The sequence below is a fragment of the Bacillus pumilus genome (assembly GCF_003431975.1).
GTDB classification, from domain to species: Bacteria; Bacillota; Bacilli; order Bacillales; family Bacillaceae; genus Bacillus; species Bacillus pumilus_N.
Genome location: NZ_CP027116.1, coordinates 2,059,970 through 2,079,300, shown reverse-complemented (window position 1 = coordinate 2,079,300; position 19,331 = coordinate 2,059,970). Strand labels below are relative to the sequence as shown.

Here is a 19,331-nt window from a genome sequence, read left to right as displayed (position 1 = left end):
TAGTTTATATTCATAACTATACTAATGATGTATGAAAAGTAAGTCAAAACTCAATCAATAAAATACAAATAACATATATTTTGTGGTTGACTATACGGAGTAAACAAGGTATATTTATAATAAGAAGTTAAGGAGGTCATTTAGTGGATATAAAGAAAGTATTAAAGACAAAATGTGAAGAAGATCCTTCATTAGCAGCAAAATTAGCTAGTTTGGCAGGATATTCACAAACATCAGGTTTTTATAAATTTTTAAATGAACAAGACAGACCTCTTAAGAGTTTTAACTCCTTATTAAAAATTGTTCGTTTTGTTTTTCCACAAAATGAAAGCGAATTAATACAAAGGTTTGTTTTAAATACAGATCCACGAAAGCAGTTAGCTAGAGATGGATTGGAGTACGCTGCATCTAATAATCTTAATGAATTTACCGAAGAACTAATTAAAAAATTGCAAAGCTCTACAAATGCAGAAAGTAAAGAATGGGCGAATGTCTATAAATTACAAAAAAAGTTACTACGCAACGAAATTGACGAGTTTGAAACAACAGAAAAGCTACACTCTCTAAAGCTTAAAACAAAGGAAATGAAACTTTTCAGCAGAATTGTGCTACTACATAACAGAAATTTAAACACTGAATTCAACCGAATGGATGAGCTTAATGAGCAAATAAACAAATTTGACTTTAGCGAATTATGCAATGAATATATTGCTGGTTCGTACAAAAGTAGGGTTTACGCAATTAATTCTGATGCTTTTTTAGCACAGCTAAGGATTGATGAGGCCAGAAGATTGGCAAATTTAGCTACAGAATTAAATATTTCAAATAGGTTTGCAGTCTTTGGCAACTTACACAGTGGGAATTCATATATTTTTAGTGATTATGATACTGCAAAAAAGTATTTTCTTGCAGCACTTGAGGCCAGTAATAATAATGAAATTTATACGAAACAAGTTTATCGCTCATTAAGCTTTTTAGAAAATTACTGGGGTAAAGAAAACAAGTATCTTCCTTTAGAAAAAGAACATTATTCAGATAAACATGAACATGCTTTTTACCATATAAAGAACAATCAAAACAAGAAAGCTATTGAGATATTAAACTCAATTGATTTGAAAAAACTGAAGCCTGGACAAAAAGCTTTTAATTATTTTTATCAAGGATTGATCAGCAAAGATAAAAGAGACTTCTTTAAATCTGTAAAGTTTTTCAAGGAGTCTGGAGACAAATTTTTTATGCAACTACCATTAATCGAACTCAAAAAAATGAATGTTGAAAATGAAATTTTGGAAATTTTCGCAATGTAGACTTTACAACTTGAAGGGAGGTGATATAATGAAAAAAATGATTCTAGTTTTAACGTTGGTATTGGTAGCAGCAACAGGTGTAGCAGCGGGAAGTGATTATGAACAAGCTAAATCACATACAACAAACAAGTTAGCTGATCCAGGTCGTGGCGGTTGATTTAAACAAAAATAAATATTAGCAATACATAGCATGACGTTTGGCTCTACTGAGCTAAGCGTCTTTTCTAATTTAAAGGGAAAGTGCCTGTAGTCTTAAACCCAAATGAATAGGAACTAAATTAACGCATTCAAAAATAATTAAAAGAATGTGTTATTTGTCATGAAAAAGGCTTTACATATGTTTTTTTATCCATTAAAATATAAATAAGACATACGGGAATATCTAATTTAGGGGGAGAACTATGTTAGCTGCTAGAAAAGACAATGTTATAAATTTTAATAAAACTGTATATGCTCGTAAGATAGATAAATTCGGAGGAGAATGGTTTAATCATAAAGAAAATACAAATAACATAGATAAAGATTTTAAAAAAGAACAAATTAGAAAGTCGATGATTTCTGGATACATGAAATTATTGAATAGTTAGGAGGTAAGGCTAGTGATTGCATCACCAGAAAAAAGCTGTGCGGACATTGAGTATCAATACGAAATAATCAACAGCTTAAAAGAAGAGCTCACATATTTACGCAGCCTTAGTTTTTCAATCAATTCACCTGTTGATCTGTATAGGGTTAAACAAGCTGTAGATGCATACTTAAAACAAATAGATGAGTTTTCTTTTAATCAAACCGTATTGAGAAACACATATACTGGAGATCTTCTCGCAGCCTATAGTAAGAGAATGGAATTCATTAAAGAACTTCGAAAATCTGTTGAATATGAATTCGAGTATTTTATCACTACATAAAATTAACATCAATGGCCAGGGCATCTAAGATACATAAGCATTCGAAGGAGATGTGCCAGTGCCTAATAACTTAATTAATATTATAGAACAATCAAACAAAACTATTGAGAGTGTAGCTGCTGAATCAGGCATCTCAGTGAAAAGGCTAAGCCAAATCATCTCTAATCCTGAAGAGGCTAGGCTAATTGAAATGGCAAAGATAGCGATTGTTCTTAACTCAACAATTGAAGAATTAATGTGAAGGAGGGAGAAAAATGAATTCGAAAGCAGTTCCATTAAAGGAATACACTGTATATAACGATATCATGACATATCTAAAAAAAATTGATGATGAGGGATCGGTAGGAAATACAAGACACTTTACAAAAGTAAAAAGAAGACACAGTATGTTTGAGACAAACACTGCAGTGAACTACTATGGGGATATTAAGCAATTCTTTAAATTCATTAAACCTGAAGTGGGTATAGAGTTTTTAACTCCGAGTGATATTGAAATAACCTCAATTGACTTAATAAATTTTAGAAAGTATCTGAAAGAAGAGGGCTTAGCGAATACAACTATTAATCGTAAAGTGATATCAATTAAAGGCTTATACAAGTTTCTTAAGTCGGTTAGTACTTATTCTTCTATAATTGATTTAAGTCAATTTGGATCAACAAAGAAGCTAAAAGAAATCTCTAAAAGCTATGGCAAAACCACACAAACTGAAGCAGAAAGAATTGCTGAAAACATGCTATTAGAGCGGGAAAATGGCTTAAAGAAGAAACTGCTCACTAAATTTCTAATTCGTACTTCGTTTAGAATTGAGTATGCACTTACTGTTAAATGGATGGACATCAAGAAAGTTGACGGCGAATTATATAAAGTAGAAGCCCTAAACAAGGGGTCGTATTTAGTTTCTACAGGGCTGCATGAAAACTTTTTAAATGAGCTAAGGCAATTAAAAAAACAAAATTGTATGGAGAATGATTTAGTGTTTGATGGATTGACATCAAGATCTTACAGAGAATCGTTTAACAGAGCTTTGGATAGATTAGGAATACCTGCATCAAGAAACCTTAAACCTCACTCTTTAAAGGGAGTTGGGATAGATATAGCATATGAAGAGTCTGGCAATGATATACGAATTGCTATGGCTCAGGGGAATCATAAAGATCCTAAGACTCCACTGAGATATTTAACTAAAAACGACAATATTGAAAATTCTGCGGGTATATTAATGGATAAAGAAGTAGATTTTTCATTAATTGAAAGTGCTTCAAAGAGGATTTTGTCAATTTTTTTCGAAAAACCGATAAGAGCACTATGCAAAAATTCCTAGAATTTGTTAGGTAAGTTTACATTTACATTAATTTTATGACTATAAATTGATTTAATATAATTTGTTTGTTATTTTTGTTTTAGAAGAGGTGTATTAAATGAACAAGCTAGTTATTTTTGATAATGAAAAAGACGCTTTACTAAACGAAACAATAGAAATGCTATTGCAAAAAAATAAACATGATAAAAATTTTAGAGAAAGACTGCAAAATGTTCTTTCTCATAAAGGCGTTTCGCCAGGGGAAACAATGAATCTTATTATTAGATTTGGGAGAAAGGAAGGACTTCAGAAAGAAGAAAAATATCTGCTGGCTTCAGGTATATACGAAGTAACTAAAGATGAAAAGATTAATCCAGTGAATTACTTCCCAGAAAGAATAATACAAGAAATTGAAACAACATGGGAAGGTTTCTCACAAAATAAAGATAATGAACTGAATTTCCCTATAACATTTGAGAATGTTACGAAAGTAGATGACAACAATTTTACGTTTTTACTTAAAAGAAGTGAGATAGCAAATATGTATGAAAATCATCTGCTACAATACAACCCTAGAACTCAGAGAACTAGCGAGACGAAAAATTTTGAGTTCTTAAGTGGTGAAATTCCTATCCCTGAACTAAACCAAAATGCGGTAGAACAGATTTCTCAAAAAGCTATGGATGGTACATTAATAAGTTCAACATTAATATTTAATGCAAGATTTGGTTCATCGTCTGAGGGTATCGAGATATCTTATGATCCAAATGAAAGAAGTTTGACGGTAATGACAGATACTCTGGTTGATGTAATTGATGGTTATCATCGTATTGTTGGCATTTCTAAAGCAGTAAGGTCTGGCAGCTTTGATGATAAATTCATGAAAGTGGATTTTTACAACGTAACTCAAAAAGTTGCTAGGCAGTTATTTGGGCAGCATAATACAATGACCCCAGTTAGACTATCGAAACTAAAAGAAATGAACGAAGAAAATCCTGTGAACAAAGTTGTTACTCATATTAGAGACAACAGTGTAATTGGTCAAAGAATAAGTTTAGATCATGATGTAATTACAACTCATTCAGATTATTTATATTCTTTAAATGAGGTAGCAAATGCAGTTGAGGCTACAAAATTTCCTAAACTGCTTAAAGATCAGATAGCTGTAAGAAAAATAGGAATTTTTTTGGTGGAATTTTTTGATGAAGTGACTGAGCTTTATTATGAAGAGTTTCTGGGTGACAAATTTGAGCAGGCGCAAAAAACAATTGTAATAAATAAAAATATATTAGTTGGATTGATGGAAATAGCATATTATATGTACACTTCTGGAATTAGTGCAAAAATGACGCAACAAATAATTATAAAAAAAGGATTTAACTTCAACAGAAATAATCCAGAATTATCGAAATACAAAGTCTTGAATAAAAAAAATGAAGTAACTCACAGTAAAAATCATATTTTAAAATATGTCAAAGACAAATTGAATAAAGTAGAAGGTGTATAGCTTTGTGGTATAACAAGGAATTTAAGGAAACTTATTTAGATACATTAAGTGGTGACAGTCAGCTAAAGCAAGCCTCCCTTTTATTTAACCATTCACAAAAAGAAGAAAAAATAAGGGATAAAGACTTATTTGATTTCACAACGGATGAAATTTTAAATGTACTAAGGGCAATGTATTCAACTTCTCTTGGATCTTTGGAAACATTCTTATACACCATGGTAGGTTATATAGATTGGTCAATTGCAAACGGTGTTACCAAGGGCGCTAATAATTTAGCCAGGTTAATAAAAACCAATGATTTATTGACATGTATAGATTCATCATTAAAATTGTATATCACAAAAAATGAATTAGAGAAAATGTGTGCGGAATTAATTAATCCTCAAGATAGGGCATTATTGAGATTACTATTTGAAGGTATACTAGGATTTGAGGCGAGTGAAATAACAAGTCTAAAAAAAAGTGATATAGAAAGAGCCATAAAAAATAATAATATGTTAACTGTTCGTGATACGAAATTTGGTGAGAGAACTGTAAAGGTAGATACTTCGACCTTAAAAGACTGTATTGAAGCAAATGCACAAATGGAATACCGACCATTAAATGGGAAACCAGGGTTAAGAAATCCTATTGTAAAATTGGCCGCTAACGAATATGTAATTAAAACAAAACAGACCAATGCTATCAGGCAAGGACAAGCATCAAGAACTGTAGTGAGTGTTACTTTTAGAAGTTTCAAAGAAATCTTTGGTTTGTCGTTTTTAAGACCAATTGGAATAGTTAAGTCAGGTCTTTTATTTGAGGGCTATAAACTCTTGTTAAAAGGGGAAGAGTTAAATAGAAAAGCTCTTAATAAAATATATAATGACAGACAAGTCAATGCTCATGATTTACGTCAAAAAATTACTGCAGACAGGAGAGAATTTTTGAATGAGGAAACCATAAAAAAATATTACGCTGATGAATTAAAAAAAGAAGGCAAATCTTTATGATTTGTCTCTTTTTTATGAAAAATTCAAAATAATTGCCCTATTCGACAAAAAAAGACAAAATATTGCCTATACAACCTGTTATGCTTATAGTAGTATAGTCTTATCAGCGAATTCGCTGATAATGGAGGTGTACTGAGACCATTGTCTCAGTTAATCAATGCCTTATTCTAAACTCAAACAAATCGTCAATCCTGCATCCAAGAGCCACAGCGATCTTAGCTGCCGTTCTTATACGGATGTCTACAGGTTTGTTGATTATTTGAAAGATGGTTTGTGGTGTCAGGCCAGTGGCACGCGCTAAGTCAGCCTGAGTCCAATTTTTGTCTTTCAGGAGTCTAGGAATATGGCATTGCCCGATCTCTACATTTAACATCGGACAACCTCCAGTTTTGTTGTTAAAATGTACAAGCTCTATTACATATCATACCAACTTAACCACAATAAAAAAAGAAAAAATTATTGTAGCCAATATTAGAGCTAAGATGTATAATTAGAACAAGAAATAGAACGCACGTTCCTTTTAAGTTGCAGGAGACTAATTAGATAGGGAGAAATGAGTATGGCTAATAAGTTTAGGGCCTGCTTCGTTATAAGCGCTGATACATTCTTAGAAATTAAAGATGTTGAAAATACTGAGGCTGCGTATAAAAAAGCGGATTTGGTTATGACACCTTATGAATTAACAACAGATATCATTTTAAAAATCGGTGATAGGGAAATAAAATTAGAATCTGGATGTCTGGATATTACATTAGAGAATGTTGAAGAGACAGAATAAACCTAAAATAACATAAATCCTACATCTATGATTGCAAACAACATGTTTTCGGATTGGAAAGAAGTTAGCTAATATGGCAAATGTTATTGTGAAGAGGAATGACTACCAGGATATTAATCTCAAGTTGAATATGAACAAACTAAGTGACATGCAATTTACTTTCGAGCTTTTATTTTCAGGGGAAAAGAATAGTGTAGCAATAACAATGAATCCCTCAGACTTGGTCGTACTGAGGGATAAAATTAATGAAACAATTTTCAAACTTTCATAAGAGCAAATAATGCTCTTATTTTTATGCAACAAGCATAAATGACAAATATCTATTGACAAAGAAAGTTAAGTTATCGTATTATAAAAATACAAATTACATACATTATAAAAGGAAGGAGTTTTTGGTGGAGATTTTAGGATCAAAATTAGAAAAGATTGAGGGTTCGATTTCTAATTTCAAAAGAAACTTAGAAAAAGGTAAGACTGAAGCTATTGGCGATATTCACTCAATAATTGAGTATGGTTATGAATTGCTCTACATATATGAAGCAGCAACTAAAAAAGATAAAATGTAAGTTTTATTTAGACTTTAGGAGGTGAAGGCTAAATCGTAAATGATCATTCATTCAAAATTAAAAATATAAATTACAAGTATACTGTGGATTTATTATCAGAGATGTTAAACATTACAAATGGTTTAGTTGAAATTGGGAATACATTGATTAAGTCAATTAGATTTCTTGATGAAAGTGTCTCATATTCCATTGGAGATAGTGTAGAGGGATTCTTGGGAGCTAAGATATATTTTATCTATGACTATCGAGAAGAGCCAGAGAAAGCATTCTGGATTTATTTAGATAGCGGTGATCAGTTCTTTGTGAACGAGGGGAAAGTAATTGTAGAGTATTATGAAGGAGGGGAGTATATCGACTAAGACATTTGAGTTATCAGAGATGCAACAAGAAGCTGTAAGGATTATTGAAGACTGGTTTAAGAATTCAAAAAAGAAATCATTTTTCCTTGCAGGATATGCTGGGACAGGAAAAACAACCCTGGTTGAATACATAATTAAGAAATTACAAATGAAAGATAGCGAAGTGGCTTTTGCTTGTTATACAGGCAAAGCGTCCTTGGTTGTAACAAGAAAAGCAAACGGGAAGTATACAGCAAGTACAATACATAAACTTATTTACAACGTTAGAACAGATAGAAATGGTGACTTACATTCTGAAAAAAAATCCAAGGACGAGTTATCTCATTTAAAACTGATTGTGATTGATGAAGCTTCAATGGTGGATGGCCAAATAATGAAGGATATTAAATCATTTGGTATCAAAATTTTGTTTATTGGTGATACAGGACAATTGCCACCAGTTTCTCAAAATGGAATAGAAGATTTCATGTCTATGTTCAACAATCCAGATTTCACTCTTACAGAGATTCATAGACAAGCAGCTGAAAACCCTATTATCAAATTGTCAATGATGGCAAGAACAAAGCAAGATATTGCACCTGGTGTATATGGAGAGAACAAAGAAGTTGTTGTCATAGATAAAGTAACATGGGAAGCACATAAAAACAGATTATATAAAAGTGCTGATCAAATCATTTGTGGGTTCAATAAAACAAGGTCTCATATTAACGATGAGATTAGAGAGCTTTTAGGTTTCGACTCAGTTTATCCAATGATTGGAGATAAAATGATATGCCTAAAGAATGATTGGGATAAATCAGTTAACGATTATTCTCTAGTTAATGGAATGACTGGTTATGTACATAAAGTATATAGCAGTGATGAAATTAAAAGGGATCCTAAATATGAATCAACAGTTATTGATTTTAGACCAGACTTTACAGATGAATTTTTCAAAGAACTTTATATTCCAAATGATTCAATAGGCAATCCAAGCTTTAAATTACTGCCCTATGATGAATCTGATTACAATCGTTTTGATTTTGGGTATGCAATAACCTGTCATAAGTCTCAGGGATCTCAATGGGACAATGTTGTTGTACTTAACGAAGTGCTAAATCATGAAACGCATCACAGATGGCTTTATACAGCTATCACTAGAGCAGCTGAAAGACTTATACTTGTTGTTTAATTAAGGGGGAGAGAGCTATGGAGAAAGTAATCTTATACACTGATGGTGGTTGTAGAGGAAACCAAAATGAAACAAATGTTGGAGGCTGGGGAGCAGTCTTATCATATAAAGGGAAAGAAGTTGAATTGAAAGGCGGCAAGTTAAACACAACAAACAATGCGATGGAACTAACAGGCGTAATTGAAGCTTTAAAGTATATAAAGACAAATAACATACATATTGAAGTGTATGCTGACTCCGCATATGTGGTTAACGGCATGAATAGTTGGGTGAAGAATTGGATTAAAAACAATTGGCGTAAATCAAACAAGAAACCAGTTGAAAACAAGGAACTGTGGATGGAATTAAATGAACTTGTTAAAAATCAAGCCTCAGTTACCTTTTTAAAAGTTAAGGGGCATAGTGGAGATGAAGGAAACGAAAAGGCAGATGAGTTGGCCAACCAAGCAATGGATGAGCTTGAATAGAAAATAAAAAAATCTTTCGCAAATAACATAGGAGATGTAGCCATGGGAAAAAGGATATATGTAATAAGGATTGATATCGCATATGCTGGTGAATTCATTGTTGTTCCCCACATTAACAAAAAAAGCGCATTAGAAGACTTTTATGATCGAATCAAATGGTGGGAAGATGCATTAAATGTTCCCTTTAAAACACTGCTAAATACAAACGAAGAAATTGAAATAGATGTCAGAGACCCCAAAACTGAAGAAGGGGCAAGTTTCTATTTCAACGTAGTCGAATCAGCAGCAGAATTAACTATATAACAGAATAAAAGATGCATTTCATATTGATTTATAGGGGGAGTTTACGGAAATGAGAACATTAGTGCTAACAAGAGGATGTCCAGGTGTAGGAAAATCAACTTGGATTAAGGAAGCAGGACTCGAACAGTATACATTATCTGCGGACAACATCAGACTGCTGTTTCAGTCTCCTGTGTTAAATACACAAGGGAAATATGAAATTTCACCCAAGCATGATAATAAGGTTTGGGACACACTTTTTACATTATTAGAAGACAGAATGCAGCGAGGAGAATTCACAATCATTGATGCGACACACTCTAAGCAAAGCATGATCTCAAGATATAAACCTTTAGCTCAAAAATATAAATATCGTGTATATGTTTTGGATTTTTCAGATGTGGAGATTGAAAGAATTCTAAAAAGAAATAAAATGCGGCCTGAGCACAAACATGTTCCTGAAAGCAGCATATTAAATATCTATGAAAGAATGACAACTGAAAAAGTACCTTCTTGGGTAAAAGTGCTGAAGCCTGATGAATTTGAATCTGTAATGAAGTATGAGCCAAAGTCTTATGATGAATATTCAAAGATTCATATTTTTGGAGATATTCACGGTTGTAACAGCGTTCTTCAGAAATACTTAGAAGGTGACTTAAAAGAAGACGAATTATATATATTTGTAGGAGACCTTATCGACAGAGGAATAGAGAACGCTGAGTTGCTAGAGTTCATGTTTTCAATCAAAGATCAAAGAAATGTGATTATCTTAGAGGGGAATCACGATAGATACATAAACATGTATGGCAATGATGAAGAAACGCCAAGCAGCACATTTAATAACAAAACAAAGCCTGAGCTTGATCAATCAAATGTTGATAAGAAAGACATGAGACAACTTGCCAGAAAACTTCATCAATTGGCTTACTTCACATATAAAGATAAGAAATATATTGTGACTCACGGAGGGGTATCCACATTACCAGAGAATCTTCTGTTGACCGCAACAACACAATTTATCAATGGAGTTGGAGACTATTCAGATGATATCGATTATGAATTCTCCAAAAATACTGATGGTCAAGACATTGTGCAGATACATGGACACAGAAACATGTACCGATTGCCTATTATGGCTGCTGATAGATCATATAATCTAGAAGGGCAAGTTGAAAGAGGCGGACATCTTAGAGTAGTTACACTGTCTGAGAGTGGAATCGAAACACATGAAGTTAAAAACGATATTTATAAGCATGAGATTTCTAAAAATGAAACTGATAACAATTTTTTAGAATCAATTGGTGACTTGATTGAGCACCTACGTAATCATGAGTATATTCAAGAGACTAAATTGCCAGACAGTATTTCTTCATTCAACTTTACAAAACAAGCGTTTAGAAAGAAAAAATGGGATGAAACAAATGTTAAGGCAAGAGGATTGTTTATCAATACTGAAAGCAATGAAATTGTAAGTAGAAGTTATGATAAGTTCTTTAATATTGGTGAAAGAACAGAGACAAGAATGCATCATCTTGTTGATACATTGAAATTTCCTGTAACAGTTTATGATAAAGCAAACGGATACTTAGGTACTGTAGGGTATGATTCTTTATCTAATCAATTAGTATTCACATCCAAGTCATTTACGTCAAAATTATCAAATGATCACGCAAAATGGGTAGAAGAATTATTCTATAAAACATTTAACCAAAATCAAGTAAAGCTGATTGAAGAATATTTGAAAGTAAACAAGGCATCATTTGTATTTGAAGTAATACTTCCAGAAAAAGATCCTCATATTATTGAATACAAGGAAGACAAATTAGTTCTGTTAGACATTGTTTACCGACAAATGAAATATGAAAAAGCTCCATATTCGGAAGTGGAAACTGTAGCAAAGAGGTTATTAATTGAGTGTAAAAGACAGGTGTCTGTGTTTGACAACTGGACTGACTTTTATCGATGGTATTTGAATGTGTCTGTCGATTATTCAATAGAAGAGGAAGGCTATGTCATTGAAGATGCTGCAGGATTCATGACAAAATTAAAACTTCCTTATTATAATTTTTGGAAACAAATGAGAGGTTTAAAGCATAAGATTAGCAACAAACATGAACACACAATCAACACTGGGAGCTTGTACACTCCAATGCATAATAGATTCTTCGCATGGGCTAAAACAAAGGATAGAAGATATTTAAGATCAACATCTATTATCAAATTGAGAAATGAGTATGAAGCGGAGTCGAAAAAGGAGATGAAAGCATGAGAGAATATATCTGCATGCAAGATTGGGAAATTGAAAGTGGCGTATATTTTGAAAAAGGGAAGAAATACGAAGGCATACCTAGTAAAGATGGAACATCAGTTAAAATGTTTGGGGAAGTTGGTATGGTGATCACCTTTTATGAGGGGAATAGACACTTTAAAATTTAAATTTTTAATAAAAAGACTGTTTTAAGCGAAAGGGTGTGACTTATATGAGTATGCATGATCGATTGAAGAAATGGGATGATGTTGTTGGGTTTCTTAAAGACGTAGATTATCATCCACAGTGTTTTACAGTTAATTACTTACCAGAAACAGACGAATATTCAATCTGGATTGGGAATCAGCCTTATCATTCTTATGAAAAGTTGATTGAACTTGAAGAGCAAGAACATCATGAAACAAAAAAGAAGCTAGAAATAGAAATCAAAAATTTAAAAAGTGAAATTAATTCATTACAGAAATAACTAAACTAATATTCCAGAACTCATTGAAAGGGGTTGGTCAGTTGGCTATTGATTTTAAAAAGTTTTCTGATCCAGAGTGGATAAAGCAACAAAGGGAAAAAAGAGAAGAAGAACGACGCATCTTTGAAGAAAGTGAAAAAATAAGACATAAAACAGTGTGCTTCACAGGTCATCGTCCACAAAAATTGGGTGGGTATAACATGAAGAATCCAACAATGTTGAAGTTAAAAGAAAAGCTTCTCGAAGTGATTGAAATATTGATCGAAGAAAATGAATGTGAAAGGTTTATCACTGGTGGTGCTTTAGGAGCTGATACTGCTGCGTTCTGGTGTGTACATATTATGAAAGAAAAGTATCCTCATATCAAAAATATTGTTGCGGTGCCATTTGAAAATCAAGATAAGAAATGGTCTATAGAGCAACAGGCCTGGTACAGAAAGATGTTAGATAAAGCTGATGAAGTAATCAAAGTGGATGAAAAAGAAAAGTACAAAGATAGTACTGTTCCAGTTGGAGAATATTCAGTTGCAAAGCTTAGTAGGAGAAATGAATACATGGTTGATCACAGCAAAAACATTGTAGCTATTTATGATGGGAGTAAGAGCGGTACATCAAACTGCTTGTACTATGCTCAAAATAGATATCTAGGTCACACTATATGGAGACTGTTTCCCCAATATGATTTTGAATTAGAAGTTTACTATACACCAAGTTAGCAAATTAAAAATGATTGGAGATGTATTTATGGGAATGTATACAGAATTAGTTTGTGCTTTTCAACTTATTGAGGAAACACCAAGATCAATAATCGATATTTTAGAGTTTATGACTGGTCAGAGAGAGGAGCAACCAAATGATTTACCAGATCACGACCTGTTTTCTAATGAAACTAGATGGAAATGGATGCTTCAATCAGACAGTTTCTACTTTGATGGAAAAACCTATAGCAAAATTGAAAATGACATGATTGTTGGCACTTGTTATGTGAGTATTAGATGTAATTTAAAAGACTACGATGATGAGATTGCAAAATTTATCGACTGGGTTTCGCCATATATCCAAAAAGATCATGATCGATATTTTATTGGTTATGAACGATATGAAGAAGACAAGGAACCCACCTTAATATTCGTGTAAAAGGATTATTTCAAAGGAATTGGGAGGGACAGCATGAAAACAGTTGTTACAAATTTAATGGCCAGAGATATTATTCTAGATATTATCGATGAAGAAACATCGATTAGAACTCCAGAGGAATTAGCAGATTATCTATTGAAGCATAAAGACAATGAAACAATTTTCATTGAAGGATGGGAAAGTAAAGCTGATCTAGAGCCGTTTGATGATTCTGAGTGGGGTGATTAATAAAGGTGATTAAAATAATAAATTACATATATTATGTATATGAGGTTGCTAAGTTCACTCTTATCTGGTATAAGATGCACCATAAGGCAGACATAAACATCTTTGAGAACTGCAGCTGGAACTCATATATCACCCATAAGCAAAATAAGAAGGATGGTGAAAGGCATGGACTCAGTAATCTTTAAGAAAGACATTGCTTTTGCAGACGATTCGAACAACCCAGTGTTTAAAAAGAACAAGGAATACGAAATCCTAAACGAAGATAAAGAATTCATTTATGTTGGTTATAAACCAAATTCAAATGAGTGCTCACAGATACCAAAGACTGATGAAGGAATATTGTTTGAATATAAATAACACACTTCTAGAGGGAGACAATACATATGAGCAATATGAAGAAATTGATTAAAGAAAACGTAAAATTGAAAATGAAGCTGGCAGCTAATGAAGAGGCCATTCTTAAAGAGAAAGAAGAAATGAGAAATAACAAATTGATTAAAATCATGATGAATGATCGACAAGCGGGTCTATCAGTTTAGATGAAATCGTGATTTCAAGGAGAATATCGCTTTTGATAAATAAAATTAAGGAGATGAGAAAATGAATACATATGTTGTCACCGAGGAAACAGAAGGATGGCGTTATTTAGATGAAATAATAAAACAAACTATTTATGCGGGCTCTGATAAGCAATCTGCATTTGATTGCAACGTTGATACTGAAAAAAGCAGGCTTATATTAGATGTCTGGTTTAATGGACGTGTGATTAAATCATTTAGTAGATCCTTTGAAAAAGAGTGGATATTGTTCTTTGATCAGTTAGCAATAACAAAACATGAAATTCAGGACTATAGTGAAAAATTATGTAAAGCGCAAGAAACTTTGAGATTAATCGATGGCGCTCAAGAAATTTAAATAAAAGATAGTTTTTAATCAAAAGAGGGAGATGGAAGGTTGAATAAATATCAAAAGTTTTCTCAAAAGGTATTGGAACTTCAAAAGGAATTTGGGGTGTCTATCGATACGATTCAAACTGAGATTGGCACAGTTGAATTGATTGTCGTTGATGAGGAGTCTGGAGGGTTTCAGCCATTATGGAACGGGGTGGATTCAGAATAAGATGCCGATAATGCCATTAAAGAGAGTGCCCGTAGAAAAAGCAGAAGATGGAATCGAGATTAGCAGATTGCCAAACAATGAAGAAATTATAGACAAAGTCAATGAAATTGTAAGGTTTGTGAATACCTTGGAAAAAAAGAAAGCTGATAAGCCTATAAACAATTCATTTTTAAAAACTAGAAAGTGGTGATGCAATGTCTGTAGTCGGAACTGAACAGGTGCATGTGTATGTTGAGGGAACATGGATTGAACAGTCATTTGAAAATTTGAAGAGTGGGCAAATCTTTAAAATGCTGCATGAAGAAGGTATTGGTGTTTATACTGCGGTTAGCAATGCCTGGTACGATGAGCTATATGAACAGTGGATGGTACATATTGAAGAAGATCACGGCGGATTAATTAAAAAATAACATATATGCGAGGTGTTTATTTGAGAGTTTTGGTCAGAGACATAAAGTATCTTATGAAGGCAGGGGTATTAAAGCAGCCTTTGGCAGGACTCATCTTTGTAAATTTGTTTATTTACCTCTTATTCAGAAGTAATGGCAATGGTGAATTCGTGAACATGGAATTCTTCTGGGGATTGATAAATGTCTCATTTGGCTCAGCTGGTTTTATAGGTTATTTAAAGTATTGGAAACCGATGATTCAAGAAGAAATAGATGCGGTCGAATTAGAAATTGCAAATAACAAGAAGTTGATGAGGCATGTCAGATTAAGAAAAAAGTTCGATAAGTTAAGGTGAAACAGAGATTTTAATTGATTAGGAGGAGAAGACCAATTGAACTCGGAAGAAGCAAGAAGTTATTTTCAAAAAGAGGGACTGCGTTATGAAGACATTACAGAGGGAGATATTTGTATCTTAGTAATGCTACTCAATAAGCATATTAAACGAGCAGTTAAAGCGAAAGCGATGTCAACTGACACAATGAGGATGAGTCAAAAACTAAACAGCAAGTACAAAGCAAATGGAACATTGAAAAGTTGCTATCTATACATAAACAGTCACTACTTTACCCAACGGGAAGCAATCAGCTTTAACTTAGATGGATTTATTGGATTTGCAGGATGGGCAGATTCAAGCAACAGGCAGCCTATTATAGATGCGTTTGTTGAATGGGTTGATCATATGAAAGAACAATTGAAATTAATTAGTTAAAAGTAATTTTTCATTCAATTTAAAAGGAGGAAATGAATGGCCAGCAAGGAACAAATCAAGCGTATGAATGATATAAACGAGCTTATCAAGCTCATAGCAAGCACTGGTAGGAGGACTTTTTATTGCAAATCAAAAGATCGGGTTGCCTCATTTAGATTTAAAACCAAGCTATTCTTCATTGACGATTATACAGGAGAATATGTTTATCCATATGAACGAGGACGAAGAGTAGAGGGATTTTCACACGGGGGTAACATGTGGCAGCTGGTCAACAGTATGAGGGAGTTTATCATCACGGGTCGATATGGCGATCTCAGAGATTACAAAGAAATCTGGGCGTATAGCCGTGAAGGCTGTGAAAAGATTCGTCAAAAGGCAAAGGAAATCGGTTTTATTTCCAAAACTGATTATCCGTATAGTTTCAGAGAATGGGAGGAAGCGAAATGAAAAAATTTATAGTTCATTACAAACAAAACTACATGGGAGAAACAATAGAAAATTCATATGTAAGAACTGTTGCAAATGAGAGTGAGTTAGCAGCTATAGAATCCACTTTATACGATGATCCACACGTTACCTCAGTGTCTTTCGAATTACTGGAGAGAACGGTATGAAAGAAGCTATTCAATTTCTAAAAGAATTGCAACAAGAATTGAAAACACAGGATGTTGATTGTCAGGCAGCACCACGATTTTGGGTCGTAGGTGACTATGAGTGGGTTGAAGCAAATGAAGGAAACGCTGAGCGATATTCTGTGTACTTACCTAATGCAGCAGAATCTTATTCTGTTGAAGATTACATCGAAAGTGCAAAAGAAGACGGTGAATTCAGTGATGAACAATTAAAGGAACTGGATGAATGTAATAATGACTACGATGAAATTTTAGAATGGATAAAAAAATACGAAGATGAAGGAGCAGAACTCTTTCCTGAGAAAAAAGTACATATAAAAAGAGATAGTACATTCTTTATCACAAAAGAAGAAGCCAAAAAACATATTAAGGCGAACAGTCATCATTACACTCATGAAGCACACACTTACGCAATGACAGCATGGAGAGCGGCAAAAGTCGCTAAGTTGTGGGAGATACTACAAGAATTTGATTGGGAGAGTGTGGAGATCAAAAAGGAGGAAGCACAGTGAATCTCCGTGATAAACAGCAAAAATGTCTCGATGAATTGAGCGAAAGGAAATGGGATGTTCCAGAATCCATAGAGGAATCCGTAAAAGAGATGATAAAAGCCCTTCATGAGCTGGAAGATAAAGAGCAGACTTTTCAAAAACGATATGACTATCATATCTCACAAAAATATGAAGCAATGGCAGGGCAATATGATGGATGGAGCAACAGTACAGATGCTGTAAAACATCACTCATTGAGTGCAAGCCTTGTTTACCAGGATGCATTAACCGCAGGTATTAGATTGAAAGCGGAGGGTGACTAATGGCAAAGGTATTGTTGAATCAAACACTCTATCAATGTGAACTCTGTGGGAAACGCCTTCTCACTCCGCATGGAGCCAAGTTACATGAAACTAAGTATTGTTCTGTTGTTAGGCAGAGAGAAGCAAAGCTTGAACATAAGAAACGTCAGGCAGCCTGTGAACATAAACACATGGAAACGAGCTACTGTCGTATGGCGGGAGAAGAACATTTGCAGATACCTGACTTTGAATGCTGTGCAGACTGCGGCATGACAGAAATGGATATTGAGAAGCAAAAGAAGGAGGAAAGGGAATGAATATGAAAAAGAAATTATTAGCATTAGTTGTTGGAATAGTTGTTATTATGGCTGGGTGTAGTGAGGCTGATACAGTTTCTCACAACATTTCTAAATCGTCTGACTCATTTGAGGTGCAGAGAAGAATTGTTTTCTTTAATGGGATCACTGATAAATATTTACTCACCGTTGAAGGGCTTTGTGCTCTTGGAAATGATGACAGTGATCTGAGAATGACGGTAACATGCAAGGTTGGTAAAGAGGAATATAAGAAGCATTACCTGGGTTTAAGTGATAACGTTAGTTTCTTTGCTGAACAACTTGAGGCTAATAAAGAAGACCCATTTCATTACAAAATTTTGTTCCGACCAGAAAATATTATTCCAGATATTGAGTTACAGACGAGCAAATAACAATTACAAAATACATAAATTTAAGTAAAAACAACCTTTTAACGAAAGTGGGGGAATTAAATGATAAGCAAACTAAAACAGGCCACCTTAAATAAACAAGCTGACCTTGATTATTTATTCAATGCCTACTCAGTCATTCTTCAGGAAAAAGACAATGTCTTAAGTAATCTAAATACATTCTTATCTGATCTAACTATTGATCAAAAGAATTTATTTAATGCGTTAGATAAAGAAGCGAGACGGAAATTTTCAATAAATATAAGACAAGAAGTTTTGCAACTTCTTAATGACTATGTGGGAAACATATACGATGGATGTAGTGTCAAAATATCTGCTGCAAACTTAAGCCCCTTCGCAATTATCAGCGATAAAGGTAGTGTTCTTAGAGTGAATTGGGAATTAAAAACATACGGACGAACAGTTGACTGGTCAACAGAAGATTATTACAAGAGAATGAATCAAGACCTTGAAAATAGAATTCGAGAGTCTGAAGCTGCTATTAAACGGTACACTGACGTTTTAAAAAGACCCTTATTTGGACTTTTAAAAGATAACAATCGATTTATCAAGAACCCAGTTAACTATATAGTGATTCAGTGTTCAACCTTGCTGGTTCATCCATTTAAAAAGAAAGAACATATAAATATGCTTACACAATTAATTAAAAACCACCAAGACGGAATTAAATCGTGTCACAAAGAAATCAATAGGAATCTTGAGACTTGGGAAAAACAGATGGAGTTAAAGCCTGAAATAGACAAGATATTTAAAGTTTGGGAAGAACATTTAAAAGGGCTAGGCGGCTATAGAGAGGTAAAGTCCAACTCACCTGAGCTTTATTAGGAGGATACATGTTGAACTCAGAAGCATTAATTAACAAATTACAAGCAGATAACAGATTGTTGAGAATCGAGAATGAGAAATTAAAACACCTTTTAAGCAATATTGTGCATCGTGGAATGGAAAAGGATATTAAATTAAAAAGAAAACAAATCTATTAAGGGGGAATTGGATTGACTGAGATTAAATATAAGACGGAGAAACGTAGGGCAAGTGAAGGAGAGCGAATTCTAATCACTAATGACGAATATTCATTCGGTTACTACGAAAACGGAGATACGGTTATTGTAAGTAGCGTCTTCGCTAAAGGTGTTAAGGGTGAAGGGGATGAGTGGTTTATT

37 protein-coding genes are annotated in these 19,331 nt (G+C 33.5%); 36 read left to right on the top strand and 1 reads right to left on the bottom strand.

Translation table 11 applies throughout. From position 1 onward, the window contains the following. Positions 1-143 precede the first annotated feature (143 nt). The 8 genes from C5695_RS10660 (at position 144) to C5695_RS10630 (ending at position 6,015) form a co-directional block, all read left to right on the top strand. Entirely contained in the window at positions 144-1,307 is a 1,164-nt protein-coding gene (locus tag C5695_RS10660; RefSeq protein WP_117730709.1) for an AimR family lysis-lysogeny pheromone receptor, read from the top strand. Between the two features lie 28 nt (positions 1,308-1,335). Then, the gene (locus C5695_RS20825) at positions 1,336-1,464 is read left to right on the top strand and encodes a hypothetical protein (protein WP_262379022.1); all 129 of its coding nucleotides are present in this window, start codon (positions 1,336-1,338) and stop codon (positions 1,462-1,464) included. A gap of 244 nt (positions 1,465-1,708) precedes the next feature. After that, entirely contained in the window at positions 1,709-1,894 is a 186-nt protein-coding gene (locus C5695_RS10655) for a hypothetical protein (protein ID WP_117730708.1), read from the top strand. Positions 1,895-1,906: 12 nt separating this feature from the next. After that, entirely contained in the window at positions 1,907-2,215 is a 309-nt protein-coding gene (locus C5695_RS10650) for a hypothetical protein (RefSeq protein WP_117730707.1), read from the top strand. A gap of 58 nt (positions 2,216-2,273) precedes the next feature. After that, positions 2,274-2,456: a helix-turn-helix domain-containing protein gene (locus C5695_RS10645; protein ID WP_187441825.1), complete on the top strand. Its 183-nt coding sequence runs from the start codon at positions 2,274-2,276 to the stop codon at positions 2,454-2,456. 13 nt (positions 2,457-2,469) lie between these two features. Then, positions 2,470-3,537, top strand: a complete 1,068-nt coding sequence (locus tag C5695_RS10640; RefSeq protein ID WP_117730705.1) for a tyrosine-type recombinase/integrase — start codon at positions 2,470-2,472, stop codon at positions 3,535-3,537. Between the two features lie 97 nt (positions 3,538-3,634). After that, positions 3,635-5,023, top strand: coding sequence for a DNA sulfur modification protein DndB (locus tag C5695_RS10635; RefSeq protein ID WP_117730704.1), 1,389 nt, complete (start codon positions 3,635-3,637; stop codon positions 5,021-5,023). 2 nt (positions 5,024-5,025) lie between these two features. Beyond that, complete coding sequence (locus C5695_RS10630) at positions 5,026-6,015, top strand: tyrosine-type recombinase/integrase (protein ID WP_117730703.1); 990 nt, start codon at positions 5,026-5,028, stop codon at positions 6,013-6,015. Between the two features lie 154 nt (positions 6,016-6,169). Here the strand turns inward: C5695_RS10630 and C5695_RS10625 are convergent, their stop codons facing one another. Next, complete coding sequence (locus C5695_RS10625; RefSeq protein ID WP_117730702.1) at positions 6,170-6,388, bottom strand: helix-turn-helix domain-containing protein; 219 nt, start codon at positions 6,386-6,388, stop codon at positions 6,170-6,172. A 186-nt stretch (positions 6,389-6,574) separates the two neighbouring features. Here C5695_RS10625 and C5695_RS10620 point away from each other — a divergent pair, with 186 nt between their 5' ends. From C5695_RS10620 to C5695_RS20515, 28 genes are all read left to right on the top strand, one after another. Further along, a complete protein-coding gene (locus tag C5695_RS10620) occupies positions 6,575-6,793 on the top strand; it encodes a hypothetical protein (protein ID WP_117730701.1) in 219 nt (72 codons plus the stop codon). A 395-nt stretch (positions 6,794-7,188) separates the two neighbouring features. Continuing rightward, on the top strand, positions 7,189-7,359 hold the full coding sequence (locus C5695_RS20540) for a hypothetical protein (protein ID WP_187441826.1): 171 nt from the start codon (positions 7,189-7,191) through the stop codon (positions 7,357-7,359). A gap of 101 nt (positions 7,360-7,460) precedes the next feature. Further along, positions 7,461-7,718, top strand: coding sequence for a hypothetical protein (locus C5695_RS20820; RefSeq protein WP_117730699.1), 258 nt, complete (start codon positions 7,461-7,463; stop codon positions 7,716-7,718). Next, positions 7,693-8,889, top strand: a complete 1,197-nt coding sequence (locus C5695_RS10610) for an ATP-dependent DNA helicase (protein ID WP_262379023.1) — start codon at positions 7,693-7,695, stop codon at positions 8,887-8,889. Before C5695_RS20820 ends, C5695_RS10610 begins: the two co-directional genes overlap by 26 nt. A 17-nt stretch (positions 8,890-8,906) precedes the next feature. Then, positions 8,907-9,356: a ribonuclease HI gene (gene rnhA / locus C5695_RS10605; RefSeq protein WP_117730698.1), complete on the top strand. Its 450-nt coding sequence runs from the start codon at positions 8,907-8,909 to the stop codon at positions 9,354-9,356. A gap of 42 nt (positions 9,357-9,398) precedes the next feature. Next, the gene (locus tag C5695_RS10600) at positions 9,399-9,659 is read left to right on the top strand and encodes a hypothetical protein (protein ID WP_117730697.1); all 261 of its coding nucleotides are present in this window, start codon (positions 9,399-9,401) and stop codon (positions 9,657-9,659) included. 49 nt (positions 9,660-9,708) lie between these two features. Beyond that, positions 9,709-11,907, top strand: a complete 2,199-nt coding sequence (locus C5695_RS10595; RefSeq protein ID WP_117730696.1) for an RNA ligase — start codon at positions 9,709-9,711, stop codon at positions 11,905-11,907. Continuing rightward, positions 11,904-12,074: a hypothetical protein gene (locus tag C5695_RS20530; RefSeq protein WP_187441828.1), complete on the top strand. Its 171-nt coding sequence runs from the start codon at positions 11,904-11,906 to the stop codon at positions 12,072-12,074. Before C5695_RS10595 ends, C5695_RS20530 begins: the two co-directional genes overlap by 4 nt. 44 nt (positions 12,075-12,118) lie before the next feature. After that, positions 12,119-12,373, top strand: coding sequence for a hypothetical protein (locus tag C5695_RS10590; RefSeq protein ID WP_117730695.1), 255 nt, complete (start codon positions 12,119-12,121; stop codon positions 12,371-12,373). Between the two features lie 41 nt (positions 12,374-12,414). After that, positions 12,415-13,089, top strand: a complete 675-nt coding sequence (locus C5695_RS10585; protein WP_117730694.1) for an SLOG family protein — start codon at positions 12,415-12,417, stop codon at positions 13,087-13,089. Positions 13,090-13,117: 28 nt separating this feature from the next. Then, positions 13,118-13,510, top strand: a complete 393-nt coding sequence (locus C5695_RS10580) for a hypothetical protein (protein ID WP_117730693.1) — start codon at positions 13,118-13,120, stop codon at positions 13,508-13,510. Between the two features lie 33 nt (positions 13,511-13,543). Then, positions 13,544-13,738: a hypothetical protein gene (locus C5695_RS10575; RefSeq protein ID WP_117730692.1), complete on the top strand. Its 195-nt coding sequence runs from the start codon at positions 13,544-13,546 to the stop codon at positions 13,736-13,738. Between the two features lie 165 nt (positions 13,739-13,903). Further along, positions 13,904-14,095, top strand: a complete 192-nt coding sequence (locus C5695_RS10570) for a hypothetical protein (RefSeq protein ID WP_106037434.1) — start codon at positions 13,904-13,906, stop codon at positions 14,093-14,095. 26 nt (positions 14,096-14,121) lie between these two features. Continuing rightward, positions 14,122-14,277, top strand: a complete 156-nt coding sequence (locus tag C5695_RS20525) for a hypothetical protein (RefSeq protein ID WP_187441829.1) — start codon at positions 14,122-14,124, stop codon at positions 14,275-14,277. Between the two features lie 61 nt (positions 14,278-14,338). Next, the gene (locus C5695_RS10565; RefSeq protein WP_117730691.1) at positions 14,339-14,653 is read left to right on the top strand and encodes a hypothetical protein; all 315 of its coding nucleotides are present in this window, start codon (positions 14,339-14,341) and stop codon (positions 14,651-14,653) included. 39 nt (positions 14,654-14,692) lie between these two features. Then, positions 14,693-14,857, top strand: coding sequence for a hypothetical protein (locus tag C5695_RS20520; protein ID WP_187441830.1), 165 nt, complete (start codon positions 14,693-14,695; stop codon positions 14,855-14,857). Position 14,858: 1 nt separating this feature from the next. Further along, the gene (locus tag C5695_RS10560; protein WP_233230724.1) at positions 14,859-15,047 is read left to right on the top strand and encodes a hypothetical protein; all 189 of its coding nucleotides are present in this window, start codon (positions 14,859-14,861) and stop codon (positions 15,045-15,047) included. A gap of 4 nt (positions 15,048-15,051) precedes the next feature. Further along, complete coding sequence (locus C5695_RS10555; RefSeq protein WP_115139216.1) at positions 15,052-15,267, top strand: hypothetical protein; 216 nt, start codon at positions 15,052-15,054, stop codon at positions 15,265-15,267. A gap of 155 nt (positions 15,268-15,422) precedes the next feature. Beyond that, complete coding sequence (locus tag C5695_RS10550; protein WP_125482358.1) at positions 15,423-15,602, top strand: hypothetical protein; 180 nt, start codon at positions 15,423-15,425, stop codon at positions 15,600-15,602. Between the two features lie 36 nt (positions 15,603-15,638). Next, positions 15,639-16,016, top strand: a complete 378-nt coding sequence (locus C5695_RS10545) for a hypothetical protein (protein ID WP_117730689.1) — start codon at positions 15,639-15,641, stop codon at positions 16,014-16,016. Between the two features lie 36 nt (positions 16,017-16,052). After that, entirely contained in the window at positions 16,053-16,463 is a 411-nt protein-coding gene (locus C5695_RS10540; RefSeq protein ID WP_117730688.1) for a hypothetical protein, read from the top strand. Then, a complete protein-coding gene (locus C5695_RS10535; RefSeq protein ID WP_233230723.1) occupies positions 16,460-16,630 on the top strand; it encodes a hypothetical protein in 171 nt (56 codons plus the stop codon). The genes C5695_RS10540 and C5695_RS10535 overlap by 4 nt, the downstream gene beginning before the upstream one ends. After that, the gene (locus tag C5695_RS10530; RefSeq protein ID WP_117730686.1) at positions 16,627-17,160 is read left to right on the top strand and encodes a hypothetical protein; all 534 of its coding nucleotides are present in this window, start codon (positions 16,627-16,629) and stop codon (positions 17,158-17,160) included. The genes C5695_RS10535 and C5695_RS10530 overlap by 4 nt, the downstream gene beginning before the upstream one ends. After that, a complete protein-coding gene (locus C5695_RS10525; RefSeq protein ID WP_117730685.1) occupies positions 17,157-17,462 on the top strand; it encodes a hypothetical protein in 306 nt (101 codons plus the stop codon). The genes C5695_RS10530 and C5695_RS10525 overlap by 4 nt, the downstream gene beginning before the upstream one ends. After that, complete coding sequence (locus tag C5695_RS10520; RefSeq protein ID WP_117730684.1) at positions 17,462-17,758, top strand: hypothetical protein; 297 nt, start codon at positions 17,462-17,464, stop codon at positions 17,756-17,758. Before C5695_RS10525 ends, C5695_RS10520 begins: the two co-directional genes overlap by 1 nt. Then, positions 17,755-18,150, top strand: coding sequence for a beta-sandwich lipoprotein (locus C5695_RS10515; protein ID WP_233230722.1), 396 nt, complete (start codon positions 17,755-17,757; stop codon positions 18,148-18,150). The genes C5695_RS10520 and C5695_RS10515 overlap by 4 nt, the downstream gene beginning before the upstream one ends. 60 nt (positions 18,151-18,210) lie before the next feature. Further along, positions 18,211-18,993: a hypothetical protein gene (locus C5695_RS10510; RefSeq protein ID WP_117730683.1), complete on the top strand. Its 783-nt coding sequence runs from the start codon at positions 18,211-18,213 to the stop codon at positions 18,991-18,993. Between the two features lie 11 nt (positions 18,994-19,004). Continuing rightward, a complete protein-coding gene (locus C5695_RS20515; protein WP_187441831.1) occupies positions 19,005-19,151 on the top strand; it encodes a hypothetical protein in 147 nt (48 codons plus the stop codon). The last annotated feature ends 180 nt before the right edge of the window (positions 19,152-19,331 follow it).